The organism is Devosia psychrophila, from assembly GCF_000971275.1.
GTDB classification, from domain to species: domain Bacteria; phylum Pseudomonadota; class Alphaproteobacteria; order Rhizobiales; family Devosiaceae; genus Devosia; species Devosia psychrophila.
On the sequence record NZ_LAPV01000142.1, the window covers coordinates 1 to 21,564 of the forward strand.

The 21,564-nt window shown below is 61.5% G+C and carries 21 protein-coding genes; 7 read left to right on the top strand and 14 right to left on the bottom strand.

Translation table 11 applies throughout. The annotated features are described in order from the left end of the window. Positions 1–114: 114 nt before the first annotated feature. Together ptsP and WH91_RS15730 are read right to left on the bottom strand one after the other, a co-directional pair. Complete coding sequence (gene ptsP, locus WH91_RS15725; RefSeq protein WP_046171967.1) at positions 115–2,382, bottom strand: phosphoenolpyruvate--protein phosphotransferase; 2,268 nt, start codon at positions 2,380–2,382, stop codon at positions 115–117. Positions 2,383–2,448: 66 nt separating this feature from the next. After that, positions 2,449–3,714 carry an aspartate kinase gene (locus WH91_RS15730; RefSeq protein WP_046171968.1) on the bottom strand — a complete coding sequence of 422 codons (1,266 nt, stop codon included), beginning with the start codon at positions 3,712–3,714 and terminating at the stop codon, positions 2,449–2,451. Positions 3,715–3,886: 172 nt separating this feature from the next. Here WH91_RS15730 and ubiG point away from each other — a divergent pair, with 172 nt between their 5' ends. Further along, positions 3,887–4,627 carry a bifunctional 2-polyprenyl-6-hydroxyphenol methylase/3-demethylubiquinol 3-O-methyltransferase UbiG gene (ubiG, locus tag WH91_RS15735; protein ID WP_046171985.1) on the top strand — a complete coding sequence of 247 codons (741 nt, stop codon included), beginning with the start codon at positions 3,887–3,889 and terminating at the stop codon, positions 4,625–4,627. 58 nt (positions 4,628–4,685) lie between these two features. Continuing rightward, a complete protein-coding gene (locus tag WH91_RS15740) occupies positions 4,686–5,129 on the top strand; it encodes a glutathione binding-like protein (RefSeq protein ID WP_046171986.1) in 444 nt (147 codons plus the stop codon). Positions 5,130–5,139: 10 nt separating this feature from the next. Here WH91_RS15740 and WH91_RS15745 read toward each other — a convergent pair whose 3' ends face one another. Then, entirely contained in the window at positions 5,140–5,514 is a 375-nt protein-coding gene (locus WH91_RS15745; RefSeq protein ID WP_046171969.1) for a hypothetical protein, read from the bottom strand. A gap of 170 nt (positions 5,515–5,684) precedes the next feature. Between WH91_RS15745 and ilvD the strand changes: the two genes are divergently transcribed. Next, the gene (gene ilvD / locus WH91_RS15750) at positions 5,685–7,541 is read left to right on the top strand and encodes a dihydroxy-acid dehydratase (RefSeq protein ID WP_046171970.1); all 1,857 of its coding nucleotides are present in this window, start codon (positions 5,685–5,687) and stop codon (positions 7,539–7,541) included. Positions 7,542–8,072: 531 nt separating this feature from the next. On the opposite strand, the gene WH91_RS15755 is transcribed toward ilvD, so the two are convergent. The 5 genes from WH91_RS15755 to WH91_RS15775 are packed head-to-tail and all read right to left on the bottom strand — an operon-like array spanning position 8,073 to position 11,301. Then, positions 8,073–8,942: an aldo/keto reductase gene (locus WH91_RS15755; protein ID WP_046171971.1), complete on the bottom strand. Its 870-nt coding sequence runs from the start codon at positions 8,940–8,942 to the stop codon at positions 8,073–8,075. A 40-nt stretch (positions 8,943–8,982) separates the two neighbouring features. Beyond that, positions 8,983–9,408, bottom strand: a complete 426-nt coding sequence (locus WH91_RS15760; protein ID WP_046171972.1) for a DUF1178 family protein — start codon at positions 9,406–9,408, stop codon at positions 8,983–8,985. Positions 9,409–9,460: 52 nt separating this feature from the next. Next, on the bottom strand, positions 9,461–10,291 hold the full coding sequence (locus WH91_RS15765) for a carbon-nitrogen hydrolase family protein (protein ID WP_046171973.1): 831 nt from the start codon (positions 10,289–10,291) through the stop codon (positions 9,461–9,463). Positions 10,292–10,295: 4 nt separating this feature from the next. After that, entirely contained in the window at positions 10,296–10,550 is a 255-nt protein-coding gene (gene grxC, locus WH91_RS15770; RefSeq protein ID WP_046171974.1) for a glutaredoxin 3, read from the bottom strand. A 31-nt stretch (positions 10,551–10,581) separates the two neighbouring features. After that, the gene (locus WH91_RS15775) at positions 10,582–11,301 is read right to left on the bottom strand and encodes a ComF family protein (RefSeq protein ID WP_244542448.1); all 720 of its coding nucleotides are present in this window, start codon (positions 11,299–11,301) and stop codon (positions 10,582–10,584) included. Between the two features lie 119 nt (positions 11,302–11,420). Between WH91_RS15775 and WH91_RS15780 the strand changes: the two genes are divergently transcribed. Then, on the top strand, positions 11,421–12,257 hold the full coding sequence (locus WH91_RS15780; protein ID WP_046171976.1) for a hypothetical protein: 837 nt from the start codon (positions 11,421–11,423) through the stop codon (positions 12,255–12,257). 105 nt (positions 12,258–12,362) lie between these two features. Here WH91_RS15780 and WH91_RS15785 read toward each other — a convergent pair whose 3' ends face one another. Together WH91_RS15785 and fdxA are read right to left on the bottom strand one after the other, a co-directional pair. Then, the gene (locus WH91_RS15785) at positions 12,363–12,938 is read right to left on the bottom strand and encodes a CarD family transcriptional regulator (RefSeq protein WP_046171977.1); all 576 of its coding nucleotides are present in this window, start codon (positions 12,936–12,938) and stop codon (positions 12,363–12,365) included. Between the two features lie 507 nt (positions 12,939–13,445). Beyond that, a complete protein-coding gene (gene fdxA, locus WH91_RS15790) occupies positions 13,446–13,784 on the bottom strand; it encodes a ferredoxin FdxA (protein WP_046171978.1) in 339 nt (112 codons plus the stop codon). Between the two features lie 181 nt (positions 13,785–13,965). Here fdxA and WH91_RS15795 point away from each other — a divergent pair, with 181 nt between their 5' ends. Then, positions 13,966–14,265, top strand: coding sequence for a PRC-barrel domain-containing protein (locus tag WH91_RS15795; RefSeq protein ID WP_046171979.1), 300 nt, complete (start codon positions 13,966–13,968; stop codon positions 14,263–14,265). 205 nt (positions 14,266–14,470) lie between these two features. Here the strand turns inward: WH91_RS15795 and WH91_RS15800 are convergent, their stop codons facing one another. From WH91_RS15800 to WH91_RS15815, 4 genes are all read right to left on the bottom strand, one after another. After that, positions 14,471–14,992: a GNAT family N-acetyltransferase gene (locus WH91_RS15800; protein WP_046171980.1), complete on the bottom strand. Its 522-nt coding sequence runs from the start codon at positions 14,990–14,992 to the stop codon at positions 14,471–14,473. Further along, complete coding sequence (locus WH91_RS15805) at positions 14,989–15,393, bottom strand: RNA-binding S4 domain-containing protein (protein WP_143078225.1); 405 nt, start codon at positions 15,391–15,393, stop codon at positions 14,989–14,991. Before WH91_RS15805 ends, WH91_RS15800 begins: the two co-directional genes overlap by 4 nt. Before the next feature lie 2 nt (positions 15,394–15,395). After that, a complete protein-coding gene (locus WH91_RS15810; protein WP_046171981.1) occupies positions 15,396–18,461 on the bottom strand; it encodes a helicase-related protein in 3,066 nt (1,021 codons plus the stop codon). Between the two features lie 886 nt (positions 18,462–19,347). Then, on the bottom strand, positions 19,348–20,130 hold the full coding sequence (locus WH91_RS15815) for a DUF3108 domain-containing protein (RefSeq protein ID WP_046171982.1): 783 nt from the start codon (positions 20,128–20,130) through the stop codon (positions 19,348–19,350). Between the two features lie 210 nt (positions 20,131–20,340). On the opposite strand from WH91_RS15815, the gene rpmB reads away from it, so the two are divergent. Both rpmB and WH91_RS15825 read left to right on the top strand, forming a co-directional pair. Further along, complete coding sequence (rpmB, locus tag WH91_RS15820) at positions 20,341–20,625, top strand: 50S ribosomal protein L28 (RefSeq protein WP_046171983.1); 285 nt, start codon at positions 20,341–20,343, stop codon at positions 20,623–20,625. 127 nt (positions 20,626–20,752) lie between these two features. Next, on the top strand, positions 20,753–21,460 hold the full coding sequence (locus tag WH91_RS15825) for a queuosine precursor transporter (RefSeq protein ID WP_046171984.1): 708 nt from the start codon (positions 20,753–20,755) through the stop codon (positions 21,458–21,460). The last annotated feature ends 104 nt before the right edge of the window (positions 21,461–21,564 follow it).

Here is a 21,564-nt window from a genome sequence, read left to right on the forward strand (position 1 = left end):
GGTCAGGGAGGGGGGCGGCTGGCCCCAATCTGAATGTGGGGCTAAACAACACCCCCACCTAGCCTCCCCCGTCGAGGGGGAGGTACCGCGCGGTGGTTGCGGCAGCCTCGCGTCTTAGACCGGCAGGTTCTGTTTCTCGATCCATTCTTGCAGCAGTTGGCGGATGGTCACGCCGTCCGCCCCATCGCTGAGCGCTGCTCCGACCGACATCTGGATCGGCTTCAGGTCGACGTTGAGCACCAGTTCCTTGATCGGTCCGATCGACGCCGGACCCATCGATAGCCGCGTCATTCCCACCGCCATCAGCGCCAGTGCTTCCAGCGGTTTGCCGGCAAGTTCGCCGCACATGGTGATCGGGATATTGTAGCGCTTGGCAGCATCGACCACGAGGCGGATGGCGCGCAGTCGCGGCATGCCGATGGGGTCGTAGTTCTTCGCGACGCGTGGATTGGCCCGGTCCGATGCGGTGAGGAACTGCACCAGATCGTTGGAGCCGATGGAGACGAAGTCGGCCTCGGGCAATAGCTGATCCAGCTCGAACAGCAGCGATGGCACTTCGACCATCACGCCAAGTTCAAGCCGGCTCGGGATTGCCTTGCCCTGCCGCTGCAGCCGTTCGACTTCCTTTTGCACCACCATTTTGGTCTGGGTGAATTCGAAGGTCTCGGTGACCATCGGCACAAGGATTTTGAGCGGACGGCCATCGGCCGCCAGCAGTAGCGCGCGCACCTGGGTCCGCAGCAGGCCCGGCCGTTCCAGCCCGAGCCGGATCGAACGGAAGCCCATCGCCGGGTTTTCCTCGGCCATCGAGCGCTGGTAGGGCAGCACCTTGTCGCCCCCAATATCGAGCAGGCGGAATACTACAGGGCGCTCGCCGGCAATTGCCATCGCCTCGGCATACAGCTCCTGCTGCTCATGCAGGCGAGGGAGCTTGGATGCGATCATGAACTGCAGCTCGGTGCGGAACAACCCAACGCCGGCAGCGCCCGTATCGTCGAGCATCGGCAGATCGGCGACTAGCCCCGAATTGTGCAGCAGCGTTATCTGCACGCCGTCTTTGGTGATGGAAGGCTTGTCCTTGAGCGCGGCATAATGTGCCCGCCGCTTGGCGGTAACTTTTATCTTGTCGACATAGGCCTGTTCGATATCCGGTGTCGGCCGCAGATGTACGATACCGGCCGGGCCATCGAGAATGATGTCGTCGCCCGATTCGCACATCGAAACGATGTTTTGCGCCTGGCCGACCGCCACCATGCCCAGCGAACGCGCCACGATCGCCACATGCGCCGTGCTGCCGCCCTCTTCGAGCACGATGCCGCGCAGCTTGGTGCGGTCATACTCGAGCAGCTCTGCCGGCCCCATGTTACGGGCGACGAGAATGGCATTGTCAGGCAGCGCCTTGCGCGCCAGGGCATGACCATCCCCGGTCAATACCCGAAGCAGGCGGTTGGCCAGGTCGTCAAGATCGTGCAGCCGGTCGCGAATATAGGGGTCCGTCTGGCGCATCATGCGGGCGCGGGTATCGTTCTGCACCCGCTCGACTGCGGCTTCGGCAGATAGCCCGTTTTCGATCGCCTCACTCAGCCGGTGCACCCAGCCGCGGTCATTGGCGAACATGCGGTAGGTTTCGAGAATCTCGCGGTGATCGCTACCGCCGGCCATGTCGCCATGTTCGAGCATGGCATCGATCGACAGGCGCATTTTTTCGAGCGAGGTTTCCAGCCGCAACTTTTCGGCGTCGGTGTCCTCGGCGATGAAGTTTGACACGACGACGCGCGGGTCGTGCAAAACGACCGTGCCCAGCGCAATGCCGTCGGTAAAACTTACGCCGGTGAACATACGGGGACGCCTGAGATCGATATCGGACCCCGGCTTGATCAGATTGTCGAAGTCCGAGGTGGCGATCATCTCGGCCAGGATTGTGGCCGTAGTCAGCATCGCTTCGATCTCGTCATCGCCATAATGGCGACGCTCGGCATTCTGCACAACCAGCACGCCCAGCGTCTGGCCGGCGCGCAGTACAGGCACGCCAAGGAAGGCGTTATAGCGCTCTTCCCCGGTTTCAGGACGATAGGCGAACGCGGGATGGCTGGGGGCGTCGTCGAGCGACAGCGGCTCGGCTTCGGCAGCGATCAGCCCGACCAGGCCCTCGCCCAACCGAAGCGTCGTCATATGTACCGATTCGGCAGCGAGGCCTTTGGAGGCGAACAGCTCCAGCGCGCCGTCGTCGCGCAGCACATAGAACGAGCACACATCGGCGCGCATATTGTCGGCGATCAGGCCGACAATCTTGTCGAGCCGAGCCTGCGAAGCCAGTGGCTCCGCCATCGTCTCGCGCAGTTGCCGCAGCAACACACGTGGGCCGCCTATGGTCGTGACCATCTACCCTTAGACGGCCCGCAAAGCCGCCCCCCTTTACCGGACGCGGCTCGCTCCCCTCGACGGAGCTTATGCGTCCTTCTTGTCCAACCCGTAATAAGTATGCAGAGCGCGAACCGCAAGCTCGGCATATTGTTCATCGATCAAGACGGAGGTCTTGATTTCCGAAGTGGTGATCAGCTGTATATTGATGCCCTTGTCGGCTAGCGCCCGGAACATCGAGCTGGCGACGCCTGCATGACTGCGCATCCCGACGCCGATCACCGACACCTTCGCCCCGCCCTTGGAGCCCGAAAGGCGGCCGTATTCGATCTTGTCGCCGGCATTTTCCAGCGCCTTGATCGCCTTGTCATATTCACTGTCCGGCACCGTAAAGGTGATGTCAGTGGTGGCGCCATCATCGGCGATATTCTGCACGATCATGTCGACGACGATGCCTTGGTCCGCAAGCGTACCAAACACCCCGGCAGCCACGCCTGGGTTGTCCTTGACGTCGCGCAGGGTGATCTTGGCTTCCGCCTTGGCGAGCGTCACGCCCGAAACGATGTGCTTTTCCATGATCTCATCCTCATCGCAAACCAGCGTACCGGGCACACCCGGAAGTCCATCGGGCCCGACCTGGGGCGCATCGGGGTCATCGAACGTCGATCTTACGAGCAGCGGCACCTTATACGCCATGGCCATTTCGACCGAGCGGATCATCAGCACCTTGGCGCCGAGCGATGCCATTTCCAGCATTTCCTCAAAGGAAATCTTAGTCAGCCGCTGTGCCTTGGGCACGATGCGTGGGTCGGTCGTGTAAACGCCGTCCACATCGGTATAGATATCGCAGCGATCGGCCTTGACCGCCGCCGCCACCGCCACCGCCGACGTATCGGAGCCACCGCGGCCAAGCGTCGTGATGCGGCCATGCGGCGAAATACCCTGGAAACCGGTTATCACCGGCACCCAGCCATCCTTCATCCGCTTGTCGAGTTCAGTTGGGTCGATTTCGACGATACGTGCCGCGCCATGCGCGTCATCGGTGCGGATCGGCACCTGCCAGCCAGCAAACGAGCGCGACTGGATGCCCATTTCGCTGAGCACGATTGCCATAAGGCCGGCCGTGACCTGCTCCCCGGAGGCGACAACGGCATCGTATTCGCGCGCGTCATGCAGGGGGCTTGCTTCATTGACCCAGCCGACCAACTCATTAGTCTTGCCGGACATGGCCGAGACGACGACGGCGACCTCGTGGCCGGCATCGACCTCACGCTTCACATGGCGGGCGGCCTGGCGGATACGTTCGACCGTGGCAACCGAAGTGCCCCCGAACTTGACGACGATACGGGCCAATTTATTCCCCGAACTCTTTCCGGATTCTAGCCGAATTCTCGCCGAACCCGGCGGTACGCTACTGTTGCGCGCTGCCATGCCACAAAGCCGGCATGCAATCAAGCATCTGCGACCACGCGTGCCTTGCCTCCGCCATGAGCACGGGCTCATATGCGGCAAACGGAGCCGCATGATGACCGCCAGCACGATCAACCAAGCCGAACTCGCCAAATTTGTCGCGATGGCCGAGCAATGGTGGGACCCCAAAGGCAAGTTCAAGCCACTGCACAAGTTCAACCCGGTGCGCCTAGCCTATATCCGCGAGCATCTGCTGGCGCATTTCGGCCGCGACGCCACCGCCATGCGCCCCTTCGAAGGGCTGACCATCGTCGACGTCGGCTGCGGCGGCGGCCTGCTGTGTGAGCCCCTGACCCGGCTCGGCGCGACCGTTACCGGCATCGACGCCGCCGAGCGCAATATCACCATCGCCAAGCTGCATGCCGAGAAGTCTGGGCTCGATATTGATTATCAGGCCACCACCAGCGAGGCCCTCGTCGCCACCGGCGCGAGTTACGATCTGGTGCTGAACATGGAAGTGGTGGAGCATGTCGACAATGTGCTGCTGTACATGAAGAGCTGCGCCGATCTGGTAAGGCCGGGCGGGCTGACGCTAACCGCCACGCTCAACCGCACGGCGCGCGCTTATGCCCTGGCGGTCTTCGGCGCCGAACGCGTGTTGCGCTGGTTGCCCAAGGGCACCCATGACTGGAACAAGTTCATCACCCCGGACGAGATCAAGGCCCTGCTGACGCGCAATGGTCTCAAGGTCACCGCGGAAACTGGCGTGGTGTTTCACCCGCTGGCCGACGAGTGGCGCAAGTCGCCCGACATGGCCATCAACTATATGATCATGGCGGAACGCCCGGCCGCCTGATTTGGCGATACGCACGCTGGGCGTTGAGCTAAGCTACGCCGTCATCTCTGGAGCTATCATGCGCCTCAATTTCGTCGCCGCTGCCTTAAGCGCTTTCGTCCTGTTGGCTTCGCCCGCCTTTGCGCAAAGCGAAGAAGACGTCATGGAGCGGATCGAGAAGCTGCACGGCCAGTCCAAAGCATTCGGCGAAGCGTTTTCACAGCTGCAGGATGCCTTCCTGTTGGGCGACCCGACCAGCATTGCAGACCTCGGATCATACCCGTTCGAGGTTGCGGCCAATGGCGAACTCTACGACATTTTTGCGCCCGAAGATCTGGTCGATAATTTCGACACGCTGCTGACCCAGGAAACCATCGACGGACTGTCCAGCCAGGATTATGGCGACCTGATCGTCACCAGCGAAGGCGTCGGCTTTGCCAATGGCGCGCTGTGGATGAGCCTTGTCTGTGCCGACGATACCTGCGCCGATGCCAGCTGGGGCATTATCCGGATCAACAACTAGTAAGTCGGGCTCAGGCGTCGCGCTCGGCCTCGATACCGGCCGCCAGATCGAACGCCTCGTTGTCGGTCAGGTCCATATTGCTGACGTCCCCGATCGGCTCTTTCTGACGCTCCTGCCTGGCCAGCAGGCCCCATGCAGCGTCCCATTGCAAACCATCCTGCAGCGCCACAACCACCTCGCTGAAACCATGCAGTTCGCGCGATGCTTCCGCAGCGGCGAGAGCTGCCGGCACGTCGTCATATTCCGCCTCGTCGGCATCGACGTCGCCCACCGCCTCCCACCAGATTGACGCCTTGATCGCGCCTGCGGCATCTCTCTCGACGCCCATGGTCACCGCATCCAGCGTCTTTTCACCGATCACGACCTGTCGATAATTACCCGCCATTTGCCTGCTCCTCGTTCAACTGCAGCGCCAACGCCGACGCACGGCATTCGGATGCATGCGCCACTTAACCGTACCCGCGGGTACGGTTTCGATTGATCCGTTTCTGGAATGGGTCTAAGAAAGCTCAACCGCGCCATCGCAAACGGCGACCGATCTTCGAGGATATTCCCATGCCTGTTTACCGCTCCCGCACCACCACTCATGGCCGCAACATGGCCGGCGCGCGTGGCCTCTGGCGTGCGACGGGCATGAAGGACGGCGACTTCGGCAAGCCGATCATCGCCGTGGTCAACTCCTTCACCCAGTTCGTGCCCGGCCACGTCCACCTCAAGGATCTCGGCCAGCTGGTGGCGCGCGAGATCGAGGCGGCCGGCGGCGTCGCCAAGGAATTCAACACCATCGCGGTCGATGACGGCATCGCCATGGGCCACGACGGCATGCTGTATTCACTGCCCAGCCGCGACCTGATCGCCGACTCGGTCGAGTACATGGTCAACGCCCACTGCGCCGACGCCATGGTCTGCATTTCCAACTGCGACAAGATCACCCCCGGCATGCTGAACGCCGCCATGCGCATCAATATCCCGGTGATCTTCGTCTCCGGCGGCCCGATGGAAGCCGGCAAGGCCATGCTCAAGGGCAAGCTGCAGGCGCTCGACCTGGTCGACGCCATGGTGATAGCCGGCGACGACAGCTACACCGACGAGGAAGTCCAGGCCGTCGAAGAGGCCGCCTGCCCCACCTGCGGCTCCTGCTCGGGCATGTTCACCGCCAATTCGATGAACTGCCTCACCGAGGCCTTGGGCCTGTCGCTACCCGGCAATGGCTCCACCCTGGCCACCCATTCCGATCGCAAGCGCCTGTTCCAGGAAGCGGGCCACCTCATCGTCGGCATCACCAAGCGCTGGTACGAGCAGGACGATGCCTCGGTGCTGCCGCGCTCCATTGCCAGCAAGGCGGCCTTTGAAAACGCCATGGCGCTCGATATTTCCATGGGCGGTTCGACCAATACCGTGCTGCATATCCTGGCCGCAGCCTTTGAAGGCAACGTCGATTTCACCATGGACGACATCAACCGTCTCAGCCTCAAGGTGCCGGTGCTGACCAAGGTGGCGCCCGCCAAGAGCGACGTCCACATGGAAGACGTGCACCGCGCCGGTGGCATTTTCGCCATCCTCGGCCAGCTCGACCGCGCTGGCCTGATCAACCGCAGCGAACCAACGGTTCACGCCGCGACCATGGGCGACGCCATCGACAAGTGGGACATTTCCCGCACCAATTCGGAAAGCGTGCGCAATTTCTACCTGGCGGCGCCAGGCGGCGTCCGCACCACGCAGGCCTTTTCGCAGTCCAACCGCTGGGCCGAACTCGATCTCGACCGCCAGAACGGCGTCATCCGCTCGGCTGAAACGCCCTTCTCCAAGGACGGCGGCCTCGCCGTGCTTAAGGGCAACATCGCCATCGACGGCTGCATCGTGAAGACCGCCGGCGTCGATGAATCGATCCTCAAGTTCACCGGCAAGGCTCGCGTCTTCGAGAGCCAGGACGATACCGTCAAGGCCATCCTTGCCAATGAGATCAAACCCGGCGACGTCCTCGTGATCCGCTACGAAGGCCCTCGCGGCGGCCCGGGCATGCAGGAAATGCTCTATCCCACGAGTTACCTCAAATCCAAGGGCCTGGGCAAAGCCTGCGCCCTGCTCACCGATGGCCGCTTCTCCGGCGGCACCTCGGGCCTCTCCATCGGCCACGTTTCGCCCGAAGCCGCCGAGGGCGGCACGATTGGGCTGGTTCGCGAAGGCGACACCATCGAGATCGACATCCCCAACCGGTCGATCCTCCTACTGGTCTCCGACGACGAACTGCTGCAGCGCCGCCACGACCAGGATGCTCTCGGCTGGAAGCCGGCCCACCCGCGCAAGCGCAATGTCACCACCGCGCTCAAGGCTTACGCAGCGTTTGCCACGTCGGCGGCCAGGGGCGCAGTGCGCGACACGCAGGCGATCGATAAGCTCTGGAACTCATAGGCCTACTCTTTCTCCCTCGGGCTCGCCCCGAGGCCACTGCCAACACGGCGCAAGCGTTTAGTGATCCTCGGGTCAAGCCCGAGGAAAAGAGCTGTGATTGTGGATGGCACCGGCGCCACGCAGCGGATGTGAAAACATCTGCGACAAATGCGTGACAATCGGTTTTGTCGATGCTAAACGGCCCTTAGCCAACTGACGGTCTGCCAAGGCTGTCTTCTGGTCAGGTTCGATAGTGGGGATTCCACCCTCCCTATCGGACCGACCCTAACTCCCCCAAATCATTGTGCTGGCCGAACAGAGCGTCTCCGCGTCTGCGCGCAGACATGACAACGGCCGGCAACGAAAATCGCTGCCGACCGCTTGGGTATTCAGTTTGGCTGACTGCCAACTGGCCTTCCTCACCTCTCCCTTTGGGGGAGAGGTCGACCCCCTTGGGTCGGGTAAGGGGGCCTTTCTGGATTCGGAGTGTGGGGAAGGCCCCTTCACCGGTCGGCTACGCCGCCGACCTCTCACCCAAAGGGAGAGGTAAGATCAGGCCTGGCGGCCAATACGATCCAGTGTCTTGAATTCGTCGTCGCTGAGCTTTATCGCGGCAGCGGCAATATTTTCTTCGAGATGCTTGACCTTGCCCGTGCCGGGAATTGGCAGCATCACCGGCGAGCGCTTCAGCATCCAGGCCAATGCAAGCTGGCTGGCAGAGGCTTCATGCTTGTCCATGATTGCCTTGAATTCGGTGCTGGTCGATTCGAGGTTGCCACCGTCGATCGGGCGCCATGGGATGAAACCGATGCCGTTGGCTTCGCAGTAATCCAGCACATCCTCGGCCTTGCGGCTGACCAGGTTGTACATGTTCTGCACCGTAGTCACCTTGAAGTACTTGCCGGCTTCCTTGATGTCATCGACGCTGACCTCGCTGAGGCCGGCATGGCGAATGATGCCGTCCTTCTGCAACTGCGCGATGGCGCCGAACTGGTCCGCGCGCGGCACCTTGGCGTCGATGCGATGCAATTGCCACAGGTCGAGCACCTCGACCTTGAGGCGGCGCAGGCTCTGGATGGCGCCCTGGCGCAGGAACTCAGGGCGGCCAAGCTGTGGCCATTCATCGGGCCCGGTGCGGGTCAGCCCGCTCTTGGTGGCGATGATGGTGCCCTTGGCATAGGGCGCCAGCACCTCCCCGATCAGATCTTCGCTCACATAGGGGCCATAGCTCTCCGCTGTGTCGACGAAATCGACATTCAGCTCGGGCAGGCGGCGCAGCGTCGCCTTGGCGGCCTCTGGATCCTCGGGTGGACCCCAGATGCCCTTGCCGGTAATGCGCATGGCGCCAAAGCCCAGGCGATTGACCGTCAGGTCGCCGCCAATGGAAAACGTGCCCGAAAGGGCTGCATCGAGTGTGGTCATGGTAATTCTCCGTTGATCGCGCCGGAAGTAGCGCTCGGAATTAGTTGTGCTCTTCGGGAAGATCGGGCAGCGGCATGAACTCAATGCCTTCTTCCGCTAACGCGATGACTTCATCGCGCGTTGCATTGCCGTAAATGCCGCGCGCTTCGACCTCTTCGAAATGGATCTTGCGCGCCTCTTCGGCAAACCTGTCGCCGACATAGTCAGCTTCGCTAGTCACCTTCTGCCTATATTCCCGCAGCATGGCACGGAGTTTTGCAGCGTCGGGAGGCGACGAACTCAGTGATATTTTCTCAGCCCCGGTCCGTGCCACTGACGGCGCCATCGGCGCCTTGCTCACGGCCACGTCGCCACAGACGGCGCAGGTCACGATGCCACGGGCCTGCTGTTCATCGAACGCCGCAGCATTCTTGAACCACGCATCGTAGGTGTGGCCTTTGGAGCAATGAAGGGAATACTGGATCAATCAACGTCTCTGAAGCCGAACTGCTCGCTAGCACAACATATAGGTCTGTAACTCACGCCTGCAACGCCCCCGGAAGGGCAAAGTTTCGCGCATTGGCGAGGGCCGGGATGCGCTCGCGTGCGTCGGTCACCAAATCGGCAGAAATCTCTGCCAGCAGCACGCCGGGATCATCATGATCGAGCTCTGCGATGACGCGGCCCCAGGGGTCGATCACCAGCGAATGGCCATATGTGGCGCGGCCGTTGGGATGCTGTCCGCCCTGCGCTGCGGCGATGACATAAGAGCCCGTTTCAATGGCGCGAGCCCGCAGCAACACATGCCAATGGGCCTGCCCCGTCGGCACGGTGAAGGCGGCCGGCACCGCGATAAGGTTGGCCCCTGCATTGGCGAGGCTATTGTAAAGCTTGGGGAAACGCATGTCGTAACAGATCGACATACCCAGCGTGAATTCGCCCAGATCGGCCGTAACTGCCTGTTCGCCACCCGCATACGTGGCGCTTTCGCGATAAGCATTGAGCCCGGCGATGGTCGCGTCGAACAGGTGGATCTTGTCATAGGTGGTGACGATTCCCCCATCGGGCCCGAATAGTACCGAACGATTTGCAAAGCGCCCGTCCGGCAGCGGTACGGCCAGTGAGCCGATATGGAGATGGGTGTTGTGCTGACGGGCCAGATCGCCGACACGGCGCAGTTGCGGATGATCTTCGAAAGGCGCCGCTACGCCGGCCAGTTGCTCGCGGTTCTCGGGAAAGACCACGGTAACTTCTGGGGTCAGGACATAAGTGGCGCCTGCCACCACCGCCTCGGCCAGCATAGGCTCGAGCGCAGCGATGTTAGCATCGGGATCGAGGCCCGACCGCATCTGGATGGCAGCGATTTTCATGAGGTTACTGAGCCAGCAGCGGGTCGAGCCCGCCCTGTCGGTCCAGTGCCGCCATGTCGTCATAGCCGCCCACATGGGTAGCGCCGATGAAGATTTGCGGCACGGTACGACGGCCTTTGGCGCGCTCGGTCATTGCGTCGCGCAATTGGGGATCGAGCACTGTGATCTCGGTATAGTCGGCACCCTTTTCGTTGAGCATCGCCTTGGCAGCGTGGCAATAAGGGCAGGTCGGGGTGGTGTAAATTTCAATGGTAGCCAACTGAATTCTCCATGGAGACGGACGTTTAGTCTTATATGGGCAGTTCCGCGCCGATGACAACGCGGGCAAAGCTCACGACGTCGACAGCCTCGGCGCCGGCCTTGAGCAGGGTGCGCGTCACGGCCTTGGTGGTGGCCCCGGTGGTATAGACATCGTCCACCAACACAATCCGCCGGCCGCGGCTGCGCACCAGCATGTCGGGATGAACGGCAAAAGCGCCCGCGACGTTCCGCTGGCGGCCATCGCCACTCAAGCCAACCTGTTGTCGCGTCTTGCGAATACGCCGCACCAAGTCCGCATCGACATCGAGGCCGGTCAGCTTGCCCAGCGCCTGCGCCAGCTCGCCGGACTGGTTATAGCGACGCTCGCGCTGCCGGGCCGGATGCAAGGGTATTGGCACGAGGATAGGATCACCCATCCACAGTTCGTGGCCGGCACCGGCTATTAGCCGGGCGCAGAACCGGGCGAGTTCGGGCCGGTCACCGTATTTGAGGCGGGACACCAGCGTGCGTGCCACCTCGTTATACAGCACCGCAGCGCGGGCCCGACCGAATGGTGGCGGATCGGCGATTGCTTCGGCGGAGAGCAGATCGGGGCCGAGTGAAACCTCGAAGGGCAGGCCCATGACGGGACAGAGCGGCGCGGTGATGGGGCGCAAGGCTTTGAAGCAAATGGCACAAAGCACGTCTGGTGTGGAGGTTGGTGCGTCGCAGTTGAGACAGACTGGTGGATAGGCCAGGTCGAGCAGCATGCCACCAGCGCCCCGCATCGCTTGCGCGACGCGACTGGTCCAACCCGGATTTTTGACAAGCCCCTCGACGCTCTCCATAAGGCATAGTGCCACGTCGCCAACCGGCCGCAAGACTTGAGATGACCCAGCCACCTGCAATCTTTGACAGCGCCCTGATCGCCCGCCACCTGGGCCGGCGAACCGAGGCCAGCGACTTCGTCACCGACCTGGTACTGGCCGATCTCGAAGAGCGGCTCGGCGCACTGATCCGCGAGTTTCCCAAGGCTGCCATCATCGGGCCGGATCGCGAAAAACTCCCGGTTTCCGGGCGAACTTCGAGCGCCGGCTTTGCCTTTGAGCGCCATGTGGCCTTTGCCGGCGACAGTGATATTCCGGCGCTTCACGGCGACGACTACAACCTGATCGTCTCGATCCTGCACCTGCAGGCGGTCAACGACGTGCCCGGATATCTGGCGCGTTTGCGGGCAAAGCTGGCGCCGGACGGGCTTTTGATGATCGCGGCGCTAGGTGGCGAAACGTTAACCGAATTGCGCGAGGCGTTTCTGGCGGCCGATGCGGAAATTTTCGGTGGCGCCTCGGCCCGGGTGGCGCCGATGATCCAGGTTCGCGACGCCGGTGCTTTGCTGCAGCGGGCGGGTTTGGCACTGCCGGTGGCCGATGTCGAAACCCATGTGGTGCGTTATGCCTCGCCCTTCGCGCTGATGGCCGAACTCAAGGCGCTCGGGGCCTCCAACCCCTTGATGGACCGATCGAAACGCTTTGCCACGCCGGCCTTGCTGGCTGCTGCTGCGACCTCTTATGCCGAGCGCGACGGCGATCCCGATGGTCGCATTCGCGCTACGCTGGAAGTGATCTGGCTATCGGGTTGGGTGCCGCATGAGAGCCAGCAACAGCCGCTGAAACCGGGTAGCGCCAAGACCCGTTTGGGCGATGCGCTTGGTATCACCAAACCGTAGCACCGCGTTGGCACACTGTTAACGTTGAGCACGCGCTTTTGTGACGTGAAAAAAGGGCCGGTGTCGCCACCAGCCCTCTTTGCATTCTTGTCGAAACTGGCTCGCTTACGCGGCAGCCTCTTCGTCGCCTTCGGCCTCGGCCGCATCGGCCTTGGTGCGCTTGGGCGACTTGGCCAGGTTCTTCTCGATGAGCTGGATGGTCTCGGTCAGCGTCAGCTTGTTGACGGCACCGATTTCGCGGCTCATGCGATCCATCGCCTGTTCGAACAGCTGGCGTTCCGAATAGGACTGCTCTGGCTGCTCTTCCGAACGATAGAGATCGCGCACGACTTCCGAGATGGCGATCAGATCGCCGGAATTGATCTTGGCTTCATATTCCTGGGCGCGACGCGACCACATGGTGCGCTTGACGCGAGCACGACCGGTGACGGTGGTCAGCGCCTGGGTGACCATATCGTCTTCGGCCAGCTTGCGCATGCCGACGGACTTGATCTTGGCGACAGGAACGCGCAGGGTCAGCTTGTCCTGCTCGAAGCTGATGACGAACAACTCAAGTACCAGACCGGCAACTTCCTGTTCCTCGATCGAGACGATTACGCCGACACCATGCGCCGGATAGACAACGTATTCGCCGGTCCTGAAACCGAGCCGTGTCTGTACCTTCTTGGCTACCATATTCATGGAACTCCTTGTTGACGCCCCAATGGACAATTCCCTGCGGGAAGGACCGTCCAACTTTACTCTTTACCTGACGTCCATACGGAACGCCGCGCGCAGCAAAAAACCCCATGGCCATCCGGGTCCGCTTTCCCCGGAGGTCAGTGCATCTAACGATGTTGTCAAAAAAATCGTGCCTGAAGGCACGGGCTGGGTGACGGGCTAAACTGCATGTGGATGAACCATAGCATAAAAATTCAGCAAAATCAAAAACTACGAATCAATGATGTTTGCGCCACGCCGTAGTGGGGCGAGGATGTGGCTGCGGCGGGAATTTGGAGTTGTCCACCGGGTGTCCACAGCCTCTGCTGCAGTCTGCGTTAAACCAATAGTCGACACGCTCCCCCTTGCGGGGAGGGGGAGGTGCCACGCGGTGTTTGCGGGACGTCTGGGCCATTCGGGCATAGCCTTCGTGGCCTCTTCACCTAAAATCGCTCCGCCGGAGCGATTTTGCCTTCGGCCGGCTTAGAGTCAGTCGCCTTCGCCGGCGGCTTCCGAGAAATACTTCTCCAGCTTGCCTTCTTCGCCATCTTTTTCCTTTGCCTCGGGCAGCGGATCGCGGCGCTCGGTCAGGTTGGGCCACAAGGAGGCAAACTTGGTGTTCAGCACCAGCCAGTCGTCTAATCCAGACTCGGTGTCTGGCTTGATGGCTTCGGCTGGGCATTCGGGCTCGCAGACGCCGCAGTCGATACACTCGTCCGGATGGATCACCAGCATGTTCTCGCCCTCGTAGAAACAATCCACGGGGCAGACTTCGACGCAGTCGGTGTACTTACAGGCGATGCAGTTATCGGTGACGATATAGGTCATATCGGGCGGCAGTCCGGCAGGGTCTCAACGTGTCCGGTGCTAAACCGTTTTAAGCGGCGCTGCAAGGCTGGCAAGGCGCACCATTTGGCGCAGGGGCGGCCTCTGGCGAAACCTTTTACCGCAAACAGGAACACTATCGGCGCCGGGGAATTGTGCCTGTCCAACCTGCAGGAGTTTTATCATGGACCATTCCAACCACGTTCGCCTGTCCTCGGCGGAACTGACGCCGTCGCTGCTGGAAGGCGCGACCATCTATGGCGCCGATGACCATAAGGTCGGCCATGTGTCCCATGTCCACGGCTCGGGCGCGAGCAGCCAGGTCATCATCGACGTCGGCGGCTTCCTCGGCCTTGGGGCCAAGCCAGTAGCCGTCCCGGCAGCCGACCTGCAGTTCATGCGCGACGAGAATGGCGACATCCACGCCGTGACCACCTGGACCAAGGACCTGCTAGAAAAGATGCCCGAGCATCATCACCACTAAGACGACAACGGCCCGGGAGCGATCCCGGGCCTTTTTGTTTGAGGCATATGCGGCGGAGGCTTAGCCGCGGGCCAGATGGAGATTCGGCCAGTAAACCTCATTGTGAGCTTGTCGAACCACGAAGTTGTAGCCCGGGCCTCCACTCGCTCGACCTCGTGGTTCGACGGGCTCACCATGAGGTTTTTCAGGCTTGGCGAGCGGCGATCTAGTTGGGTTGGTGGTCCGGCCAATGTCTGTAAACCAGATCAGTTGGATCCTGGCGAGGTGCATCGGGATCGAGCACGGCGCGCAGCTTTACCGCCACTGCGATAGAGGCTGCATTGGGTGCATCGATATAGCTCACCAGCGATGGCAATCCGAGCGCGGCAAACGCCCAGTCGCGCATCGCACCGGCTGATTCCACCGCATAGCCACGCCCCTCATGCCCGTCGAACAGCAACCACCCCAGTTCTTTTTCAGGATATAACGGTCCGTGGTTGATGCCGACCTGCCCGACGCATTCGCCGGTCTCGCGCACATCCACCATTAGAGCGCCATGCCCGAACATCTGCCACAGAGCAATGTCTTGGCACATCGCCCGCCAGGCGCCAATCAGGTCATAGGGCCCGCCCATATATTGCGCGCGAGGCGAAGCCAGCATCGTTTGCATGAGAGCAAAATCGGCCAGCACTGGCGGGCGAAGGATCAGGCGTACCGTCGTAAGGGTGGGTATTGGTGGATTTGTCATTCATCGTCGCCCCGCAGCTTGTCGGTCTCCCGCCGTTCTTTCTTGGTGGGGCGGCCAGCTCCATCACCACGGGGTGCGATGGCGGCTTCGTAAGGTGATAGTTCGGATTTGGGTAACGATGGCGGCGACAGGTCTTCGTAAAGGGCCTGGGCTTGGGGAGCGGGGCCGCGTCGCGCGCCGCAGTCCAGGATGCGCCAGACAACGATCCGCTCGTGCAGGGTCATGGTCAACACGTCGCCCGCCCCGACTTTTAGGTCGGAGCGGATGGTGCGTTCGGAATTGACGCGGATGGCGCCGGTCTCGATGACCTTTTGCGCCAGGGTGCGCGATTTGATGGCGCGCGAAAAAAACAGGAATTTGTCGAGCCGCTCCTTGCGGATGGGTTCGACAGTTCCTGGCAATTTTATTGGCCCTTTGGCGCCTTGAGCGCCATCAGCTTGGCGAAGGGGCTATCCGGGTCGAACGCTGTTTCCTTGCGGGGCGGCTCGGCCGGGCGCTCGAAACGGGAGCGTTCGCCCTTCTGGTCATCGGGGCGGCGGTTCTCATTGCGCGCCTTGGCCTCGAATTTGGGCTTGGGCTGAAGATGACGCGCCTTGCCGACATCCTGCACTTCGCCATCCGGACGGCGCGGGGCTGCCGGGCGGTGATTGCGATCGGGGCGCTTGGCCTGCACTTCGCCCTCGGGGCGCTTGCTCTGGACTTCGCCTTCGGGACGCTTGGCGTGGGCTTCGCCCTCTGGACGCCGACGATTTTCGTGGCGCTTGTTTTCAGGGCGCTTGGCAGCTGGAGACCAGACTTCGTCGAACTCTGGCTCGGCCGCCACGGCAGGCGCAGCTTCGGCGGTTTCAGCCGCGGCCTCCACGACGGTGGTTGCCGGAATGTCGGCTTCGATCGACGGCGCCACATCGGCCGGCACAGCTTCGACCGGGGTTTCTTCCACGGCATCGAGGCTGGCCGGATTTTCGGTCAGCACTTCTTCGAGGGCCGGTGCTTCGGCAGTTGCCTCGGCGGCTGGTGCGGGCGCCGCGACCTTGGGGGTACGCTTAACCCGATAACCCAGGGAGTTCAGGATCGAGGCGAAGTCTTCGCCCGAGCAACCCAGCAGCGAGGTCATTTCCACGGTGACGCGAAAACCGTTGCCTTCGGCAGCCCCAACCGGCAGTTCGCCGGCATAGGGACGACCGGCATCGAGCGCGATCAGCGGACGGATGATATCGGCGAGGCGTTCGAGAATATCGACGCGCACCGCACGCTTGCCGGCCACCTTGAAGCCGGCGGTCTCATAAAGCTGGGTGTCAACCTCAGGGTCGACCACAAACGAGGTACGGCCGCTGAGCACGATATGGGGAATATCGGTGACGCCGGGCTGGCGCACGCCGCCATGCTTGAGCGCAAACAGAATCAGCGCCAGCTCACGCGGGGCGGGCTTGAGAGAAAGCGGCAGGTAGATGTGATAGGCCCCGAACTTGATGCCCAGCTTGCGGAGCTTGCCGCGCACGTCCTGGTCGAGGTTCTTGACGTCATCGGCAACCTGGCTGCGCGGCAGCAGGCCAATATGCTCATACAACTGGTAGGCGATACCCCGAGCGGTGCCTTCAAGATCGGCCGGCGCTTCGAGCGCCATGACGCCTTCGAGCACGGTATTGATGTGGTGCCGCAACCAGAGGCTGAGACGATCCTGGACGCCCTGGAGATCAGTGCCGCTGAGGGTTTCATCGGCCAGCAGCAGAATGCGTGGACGATATAGCGCATCGCCCTCGATCAGCTCGGCGACGATATCGCCCTTCCAGCGCAGCTTGCCATCGGTAGCCAGCACGAACTCTTCGTTCGGTGCGCCGGACAGTCGGTCGGCCCGATTGTGAATTTCGGGCGCCACTACCTGGTCGGCTGCCGTGCGCAGCCCCTTGATGTCGGCGTCGCCATCATTGCGCGCCAGGGTAAAGCGGAAGCCTTCCAGCGTGCCGATGAGATGGCCTTCCAGCCGTACTTCGCCACGCTCATTGATCTCGGGAGATGCCATACGTTTGTCTTTCAGATGACGCAGCAAGACGCTGGTGCGCCGGTCGACGAAGCGCTGGGTCAAACGCTCGTGAAGAGCGTCACTCAGCCTGTCCTCAATGTCTCGGGTCTTTTCGCGCCAATGTGAAGGGTCTGCAAGCCAGTTTTTGCGATTGGCGACAAAGGTCCATGTCCGGATTTGTTTAATCCGGTTGCTCAAGGTGTCGATATCGCCGCTCGTATTGTCGCAAAAGCGGACCTGCTCGGCAATCCAGTCGGCGTCGACATGGCGCTTCTTGACTAAGTCCGTGTAAATTCGCGTGACGATTTCGCCGTGATTGGCCGGCGAAATTCCTTGATAATCAGGGATTTGGCAGCATTCCCACAGCAGGCGTGCCCCATCGAGGCCTCGTGCCAACTGCCCCGCCTCATTGCGCGAAACGAACTCAAGGGCCAGCTGGTCCTTGGCCATCGGCACCCTGGTAAGACTACGATGCTCCGGCGTGTCGTCGAGGCTGTTGCGCAATGCGTTGATGGATGAGAAATCCAACTGATTGTTGCGCCATTGCAGCACTTTTACCGGCGCGAAGTCGTGCGTTTCGAGCGCGACGACCATTTCTTCGTCAAATCCTTCGGTGCCGCCTGTGACGCCAAACGTACCGTTGCGGGCATGCCGACCGGCCCGGCCCGCGATTTGCCCGATCTCGGCCGGGCTCAATTCGCGGCTCATCCGGCCATCGAACTTGGTGTCATCGGCAAAGGCCACGTGATGAATATCGAGGTTCAGTCCCATGCCGATGGCATCGGTGGCGACAAGGAAATCCACGTCGCCATTCTGGTACAGCTCGACCTGGGCATTGCGGGTGCGCGGCGACAGGGCGCCCATCACCACGGCCGCACCGCCCCGCTCGCGCCGGATCAGTTCGGCAATCGCATAGACCTGCCGCGCCGAGAAGGCGACGATGGCCGAGCGCTCCGGCTGGCGCGAAAGCTTCTTGGAGCCGGCATAGGTCAGCTGGGAAAACCGCGGCCGGTCGACGATCTCGGCATGCGGCAGCAGCCTGCGGATGATCGGCGCCATCGTGGCGGCACCCAGCAGCAAAGTTTCCATGCTGCCCCGGGCATGCAGGATGCGGTCCGTAAAGACATGGCCGCGATCGAAGTCGATGGCGGTCTGGATTTCGTCGATGGCGACGCAATCGACCCGGATATCCATCGGCATGGCTTCGACGGTGCAGACCCAGAACCGGGGTTTGGCCGGCACGATCCGCTCTTCGCCGGTTACCAGAGCCACCGCACCGACGCCAACCCGCTCGACACAGCGCTGATACACTTCGCGCGCCAGCAAACGCAAAGGCAGACCGATCATCCCTGTCGGGTGGGCCAGCATGCGCTCGATGGCAAAATAGGTCTTGCCGGTGTTGGTGGGGCCAAGGATTGCCTTGACCGTTTGGGGAGGCGCGAAAGTCATTGCCGCCAATGTAGGGGGTGTCGTGACCGGTTACGAGTAGGACCGCAGCTTGTCCCAAGAAAGGACAGAACATGCGACCCTTTTATCACGATGGTTAAGACCAAGAACAGGATAGGAACAAAACAGCACCGAATCGGCGCGACTCAATGAATCCGGCTTTGTTCACCACTCTATCTGGTAGGTTCGGGGATGCATAACCACCAGCGCGGCGTGCGGTTGCTCCCGGCGCCGCACAATGACAGCAAATCCGTTCAGCAGTGTTGCCAAGAGATAAATTTCGGCTGGAATCAGGCATTTATAAACATCGAGTAAAGCCATGTTTTGCAAAGAGTTTTGGTGGATTTATGACAAGAGGGCTGGATTTTCTGGGTGGATCACACGCAAATTGAGGAAACAGTGCATTGACCGTGCCAGAGCGGGACGGGGATCTGCGCGCCATGTCTTCCGGCCTACGCCGCGATGACATCTTTGGGTTGGGACATTATCCCGAACTGGCACGAGTTTTAAAATAGCAGGGCACCGCAATTAACTCCCGGACCAAACCCGGAACGAACAGGGACAGAATCGGGCGTGAAGCCTAAATGCGGCTTTGTTCACGGCTAGGCGTGGTGGGTTGGCCGGTGTGGAGACACTAGTGGGCGCCGGATTTGGCGTGCGGCGACGCCGCTTCGGCCCAAACCACTTTATTTCCAAGACCAAAACGTAAATTTTGTCGCTTATTGGCCGAATCTAACCGGGGTGTTGCGACAAAAAGCTTTGCGAGCGTCGTGCCATTAAGACCTACCGGCCCGTGCACCGCCGCTGTCGCATGACGACATTGTCAAAAAACCCGTTGACCGTGCCATCACGAGACAGTGCCCAAAAGGAACCGCGGAAGGCGGAGTACCTAGTTCTTGAGGCTGGTGAGAACCATCGACAGGTCGCCCATATTGGTGCCGAGCAGCACCCGGTAAGGGATGTAGAAGCCGGTTTCGGCCAGTGGCGCGTACCAGATGATGATGCGGTCGCTGTCGGCCATGTAATTGGTGATGTCCGAGCTGGTGAAATGGCCCGAGACCGGATTGTAGTCGACCGTGCACAGCACGACGGGGCCCTGGTAACCCGTGCGTGGCGAGGTGGCCTCGTCGTCGCCGGCATAGCTCATTGTTATGTTGAAGCGCTCGACGCCTGTGAAGATATGCGCCTCGCGCTCGCAGAGGCTCTTGTCGAGGCCGCCTCCCTTGAGCACGAAGGCCGAGAGGAAGTCGCTGACGCCTGTCAGATGGGAGCGCTCGAGCGGCACGCGATCGTAATTGTCGAGAATCGGCGGATCGACCTTGAAAGCGGACACACCGCCGCCAGCAAAGGACACGTCGACCGTGAAGGTCTCGCCATTGGCCTTGGTCTGCAGGTCGAATTCCTCGGCCTGCAAGCTGCGGCTCGACGAACGGCCGGTGGCGCTGGCGGTTGCCGTACCGCTGGAGACCACGGCACCCAAGCCCGCAACCTTGGCTGACAGATCGAGGCTGAAGCGGCTGCCGTCGTCCTTGAGATCGACCGTCATGGCGGCAATATTGATGCCGCCAAGCGTCACCACATAGCTCGCCGTGGCGTTGACGTCGGCGGCCTGTGCGGGCAGGCTCATGAACAGGGCCAGCGTGGCGATGGATGCAAGACGGAACGGGATCAAGGGTCTGGTATCTCGTATGCGCGAATCAGCTTGGTGTTTAAAACTGCCTGCCGCTTGTGGTTCCTGCAAGGCGCTCGCGGGCGTTTGAGGGCGCTTCGCCTTGACGACAGCGGCAGTTTTCTCTAAAGACGCGCCAGATTTCATAACAATCGAGGCCGGTTGCGGGATTACCCGCCACCCAGGACCTTTACACAAATAGGATATCTCCCAATGGCACGTCGCTGTGAATTGACTGGCAAGGGCGTAATGGTTGGCAACAACGTCTCCCACGCTCTCAACCGTACCCGTCGCCGGTTCCTTCCGAACCTGGTGAACGTCACCCTGATTTCGGACGCACTGAACCGCGGCATCAAGTTCCGCATTTCGGCTGCGGCCCTGCGTACCGTCGAACATCGCGGTGGCCTTGACGCCTTCCTGCTCAAGCAGAGCGACGACACGCTGTCGACGCTCGCTGCCGGCATCAAGAAGGAAGTGCGCGCCGCCCTCGCTGTCTAAGCGACCGGCCGTATTTATTGATTTAGACCGCGTGGAGATATCTCCGCGCGGTTTTGTTTTTGCGCTATGGTAGCGCAATTCCGCTCCGGTCCCGTGCCGGGTGGCGGTTATCTAGAGGTGCATTCCGATGCTAGCTCGTTTCCTGGCGGCCGTGGCCGCCATGGTCGTGGTCGTTGCCGCGTCCAATATCCTGGTTCTCTACCCTTTTGCCGTCCAGCTCGGCACCGTCAACCTTGCCGACCTGTTGACCTGGGGTGCCTTCACCTTCCCCTTTGCCTTCCTGATCACCGACCTGACCAACCGCTATGATGGCGCTGCCAAGGCGCGCCTCGTCGTGCTGGTGGGTTTCCTCGTCGGCCTCGGGGTCTCGTTCTATCTCAGCTACCATCCCCTGCCCTGGAATGCCGGCGGCATGCCCGCCACGACGCAGCGCATTGCGCTGGCTTCGGCGTCGGCATTCGTTGTGGGACAGTTGCTCGATATTGCCGTGTTCTCGCGCCTGCGCGCCACCAAGGCGTGGTTCCTGCCGCCGCTGGTGGGCTCGCTGTTTGGCTCGATGATCGACACGGCGATCTTTTTTACGATCGCCTTTGCGCCGGCGCTAGTCGGGATCGACGCGCTGTTTGGGCTACAAGACGGCTCGCTGGGCTTCCCGGCGCCCTGGCTGGGCGTGGGGCCGGAAGTGCCGCTGTGGGTGTCGCTGGCTTCGGGCGATTTTCTGGTCAAGTTCCTGGCGGCACTGGTGCTGTTGGCGCCGTATCGGGCGCTGATGGGGCGGATCAGGCCGCTGCCGGCGGTGGGTGTGCGGGCTTATACCAACGGCGCTCACGATTGACCGGTGTGTGCCCATTCACGCATGCCGATCGATGTTATGGTTGTCGGCTGGTCGACGAGATTTCGCCATGCCTGACAAGCGGCATCGATGATGGCGTCGTAGGT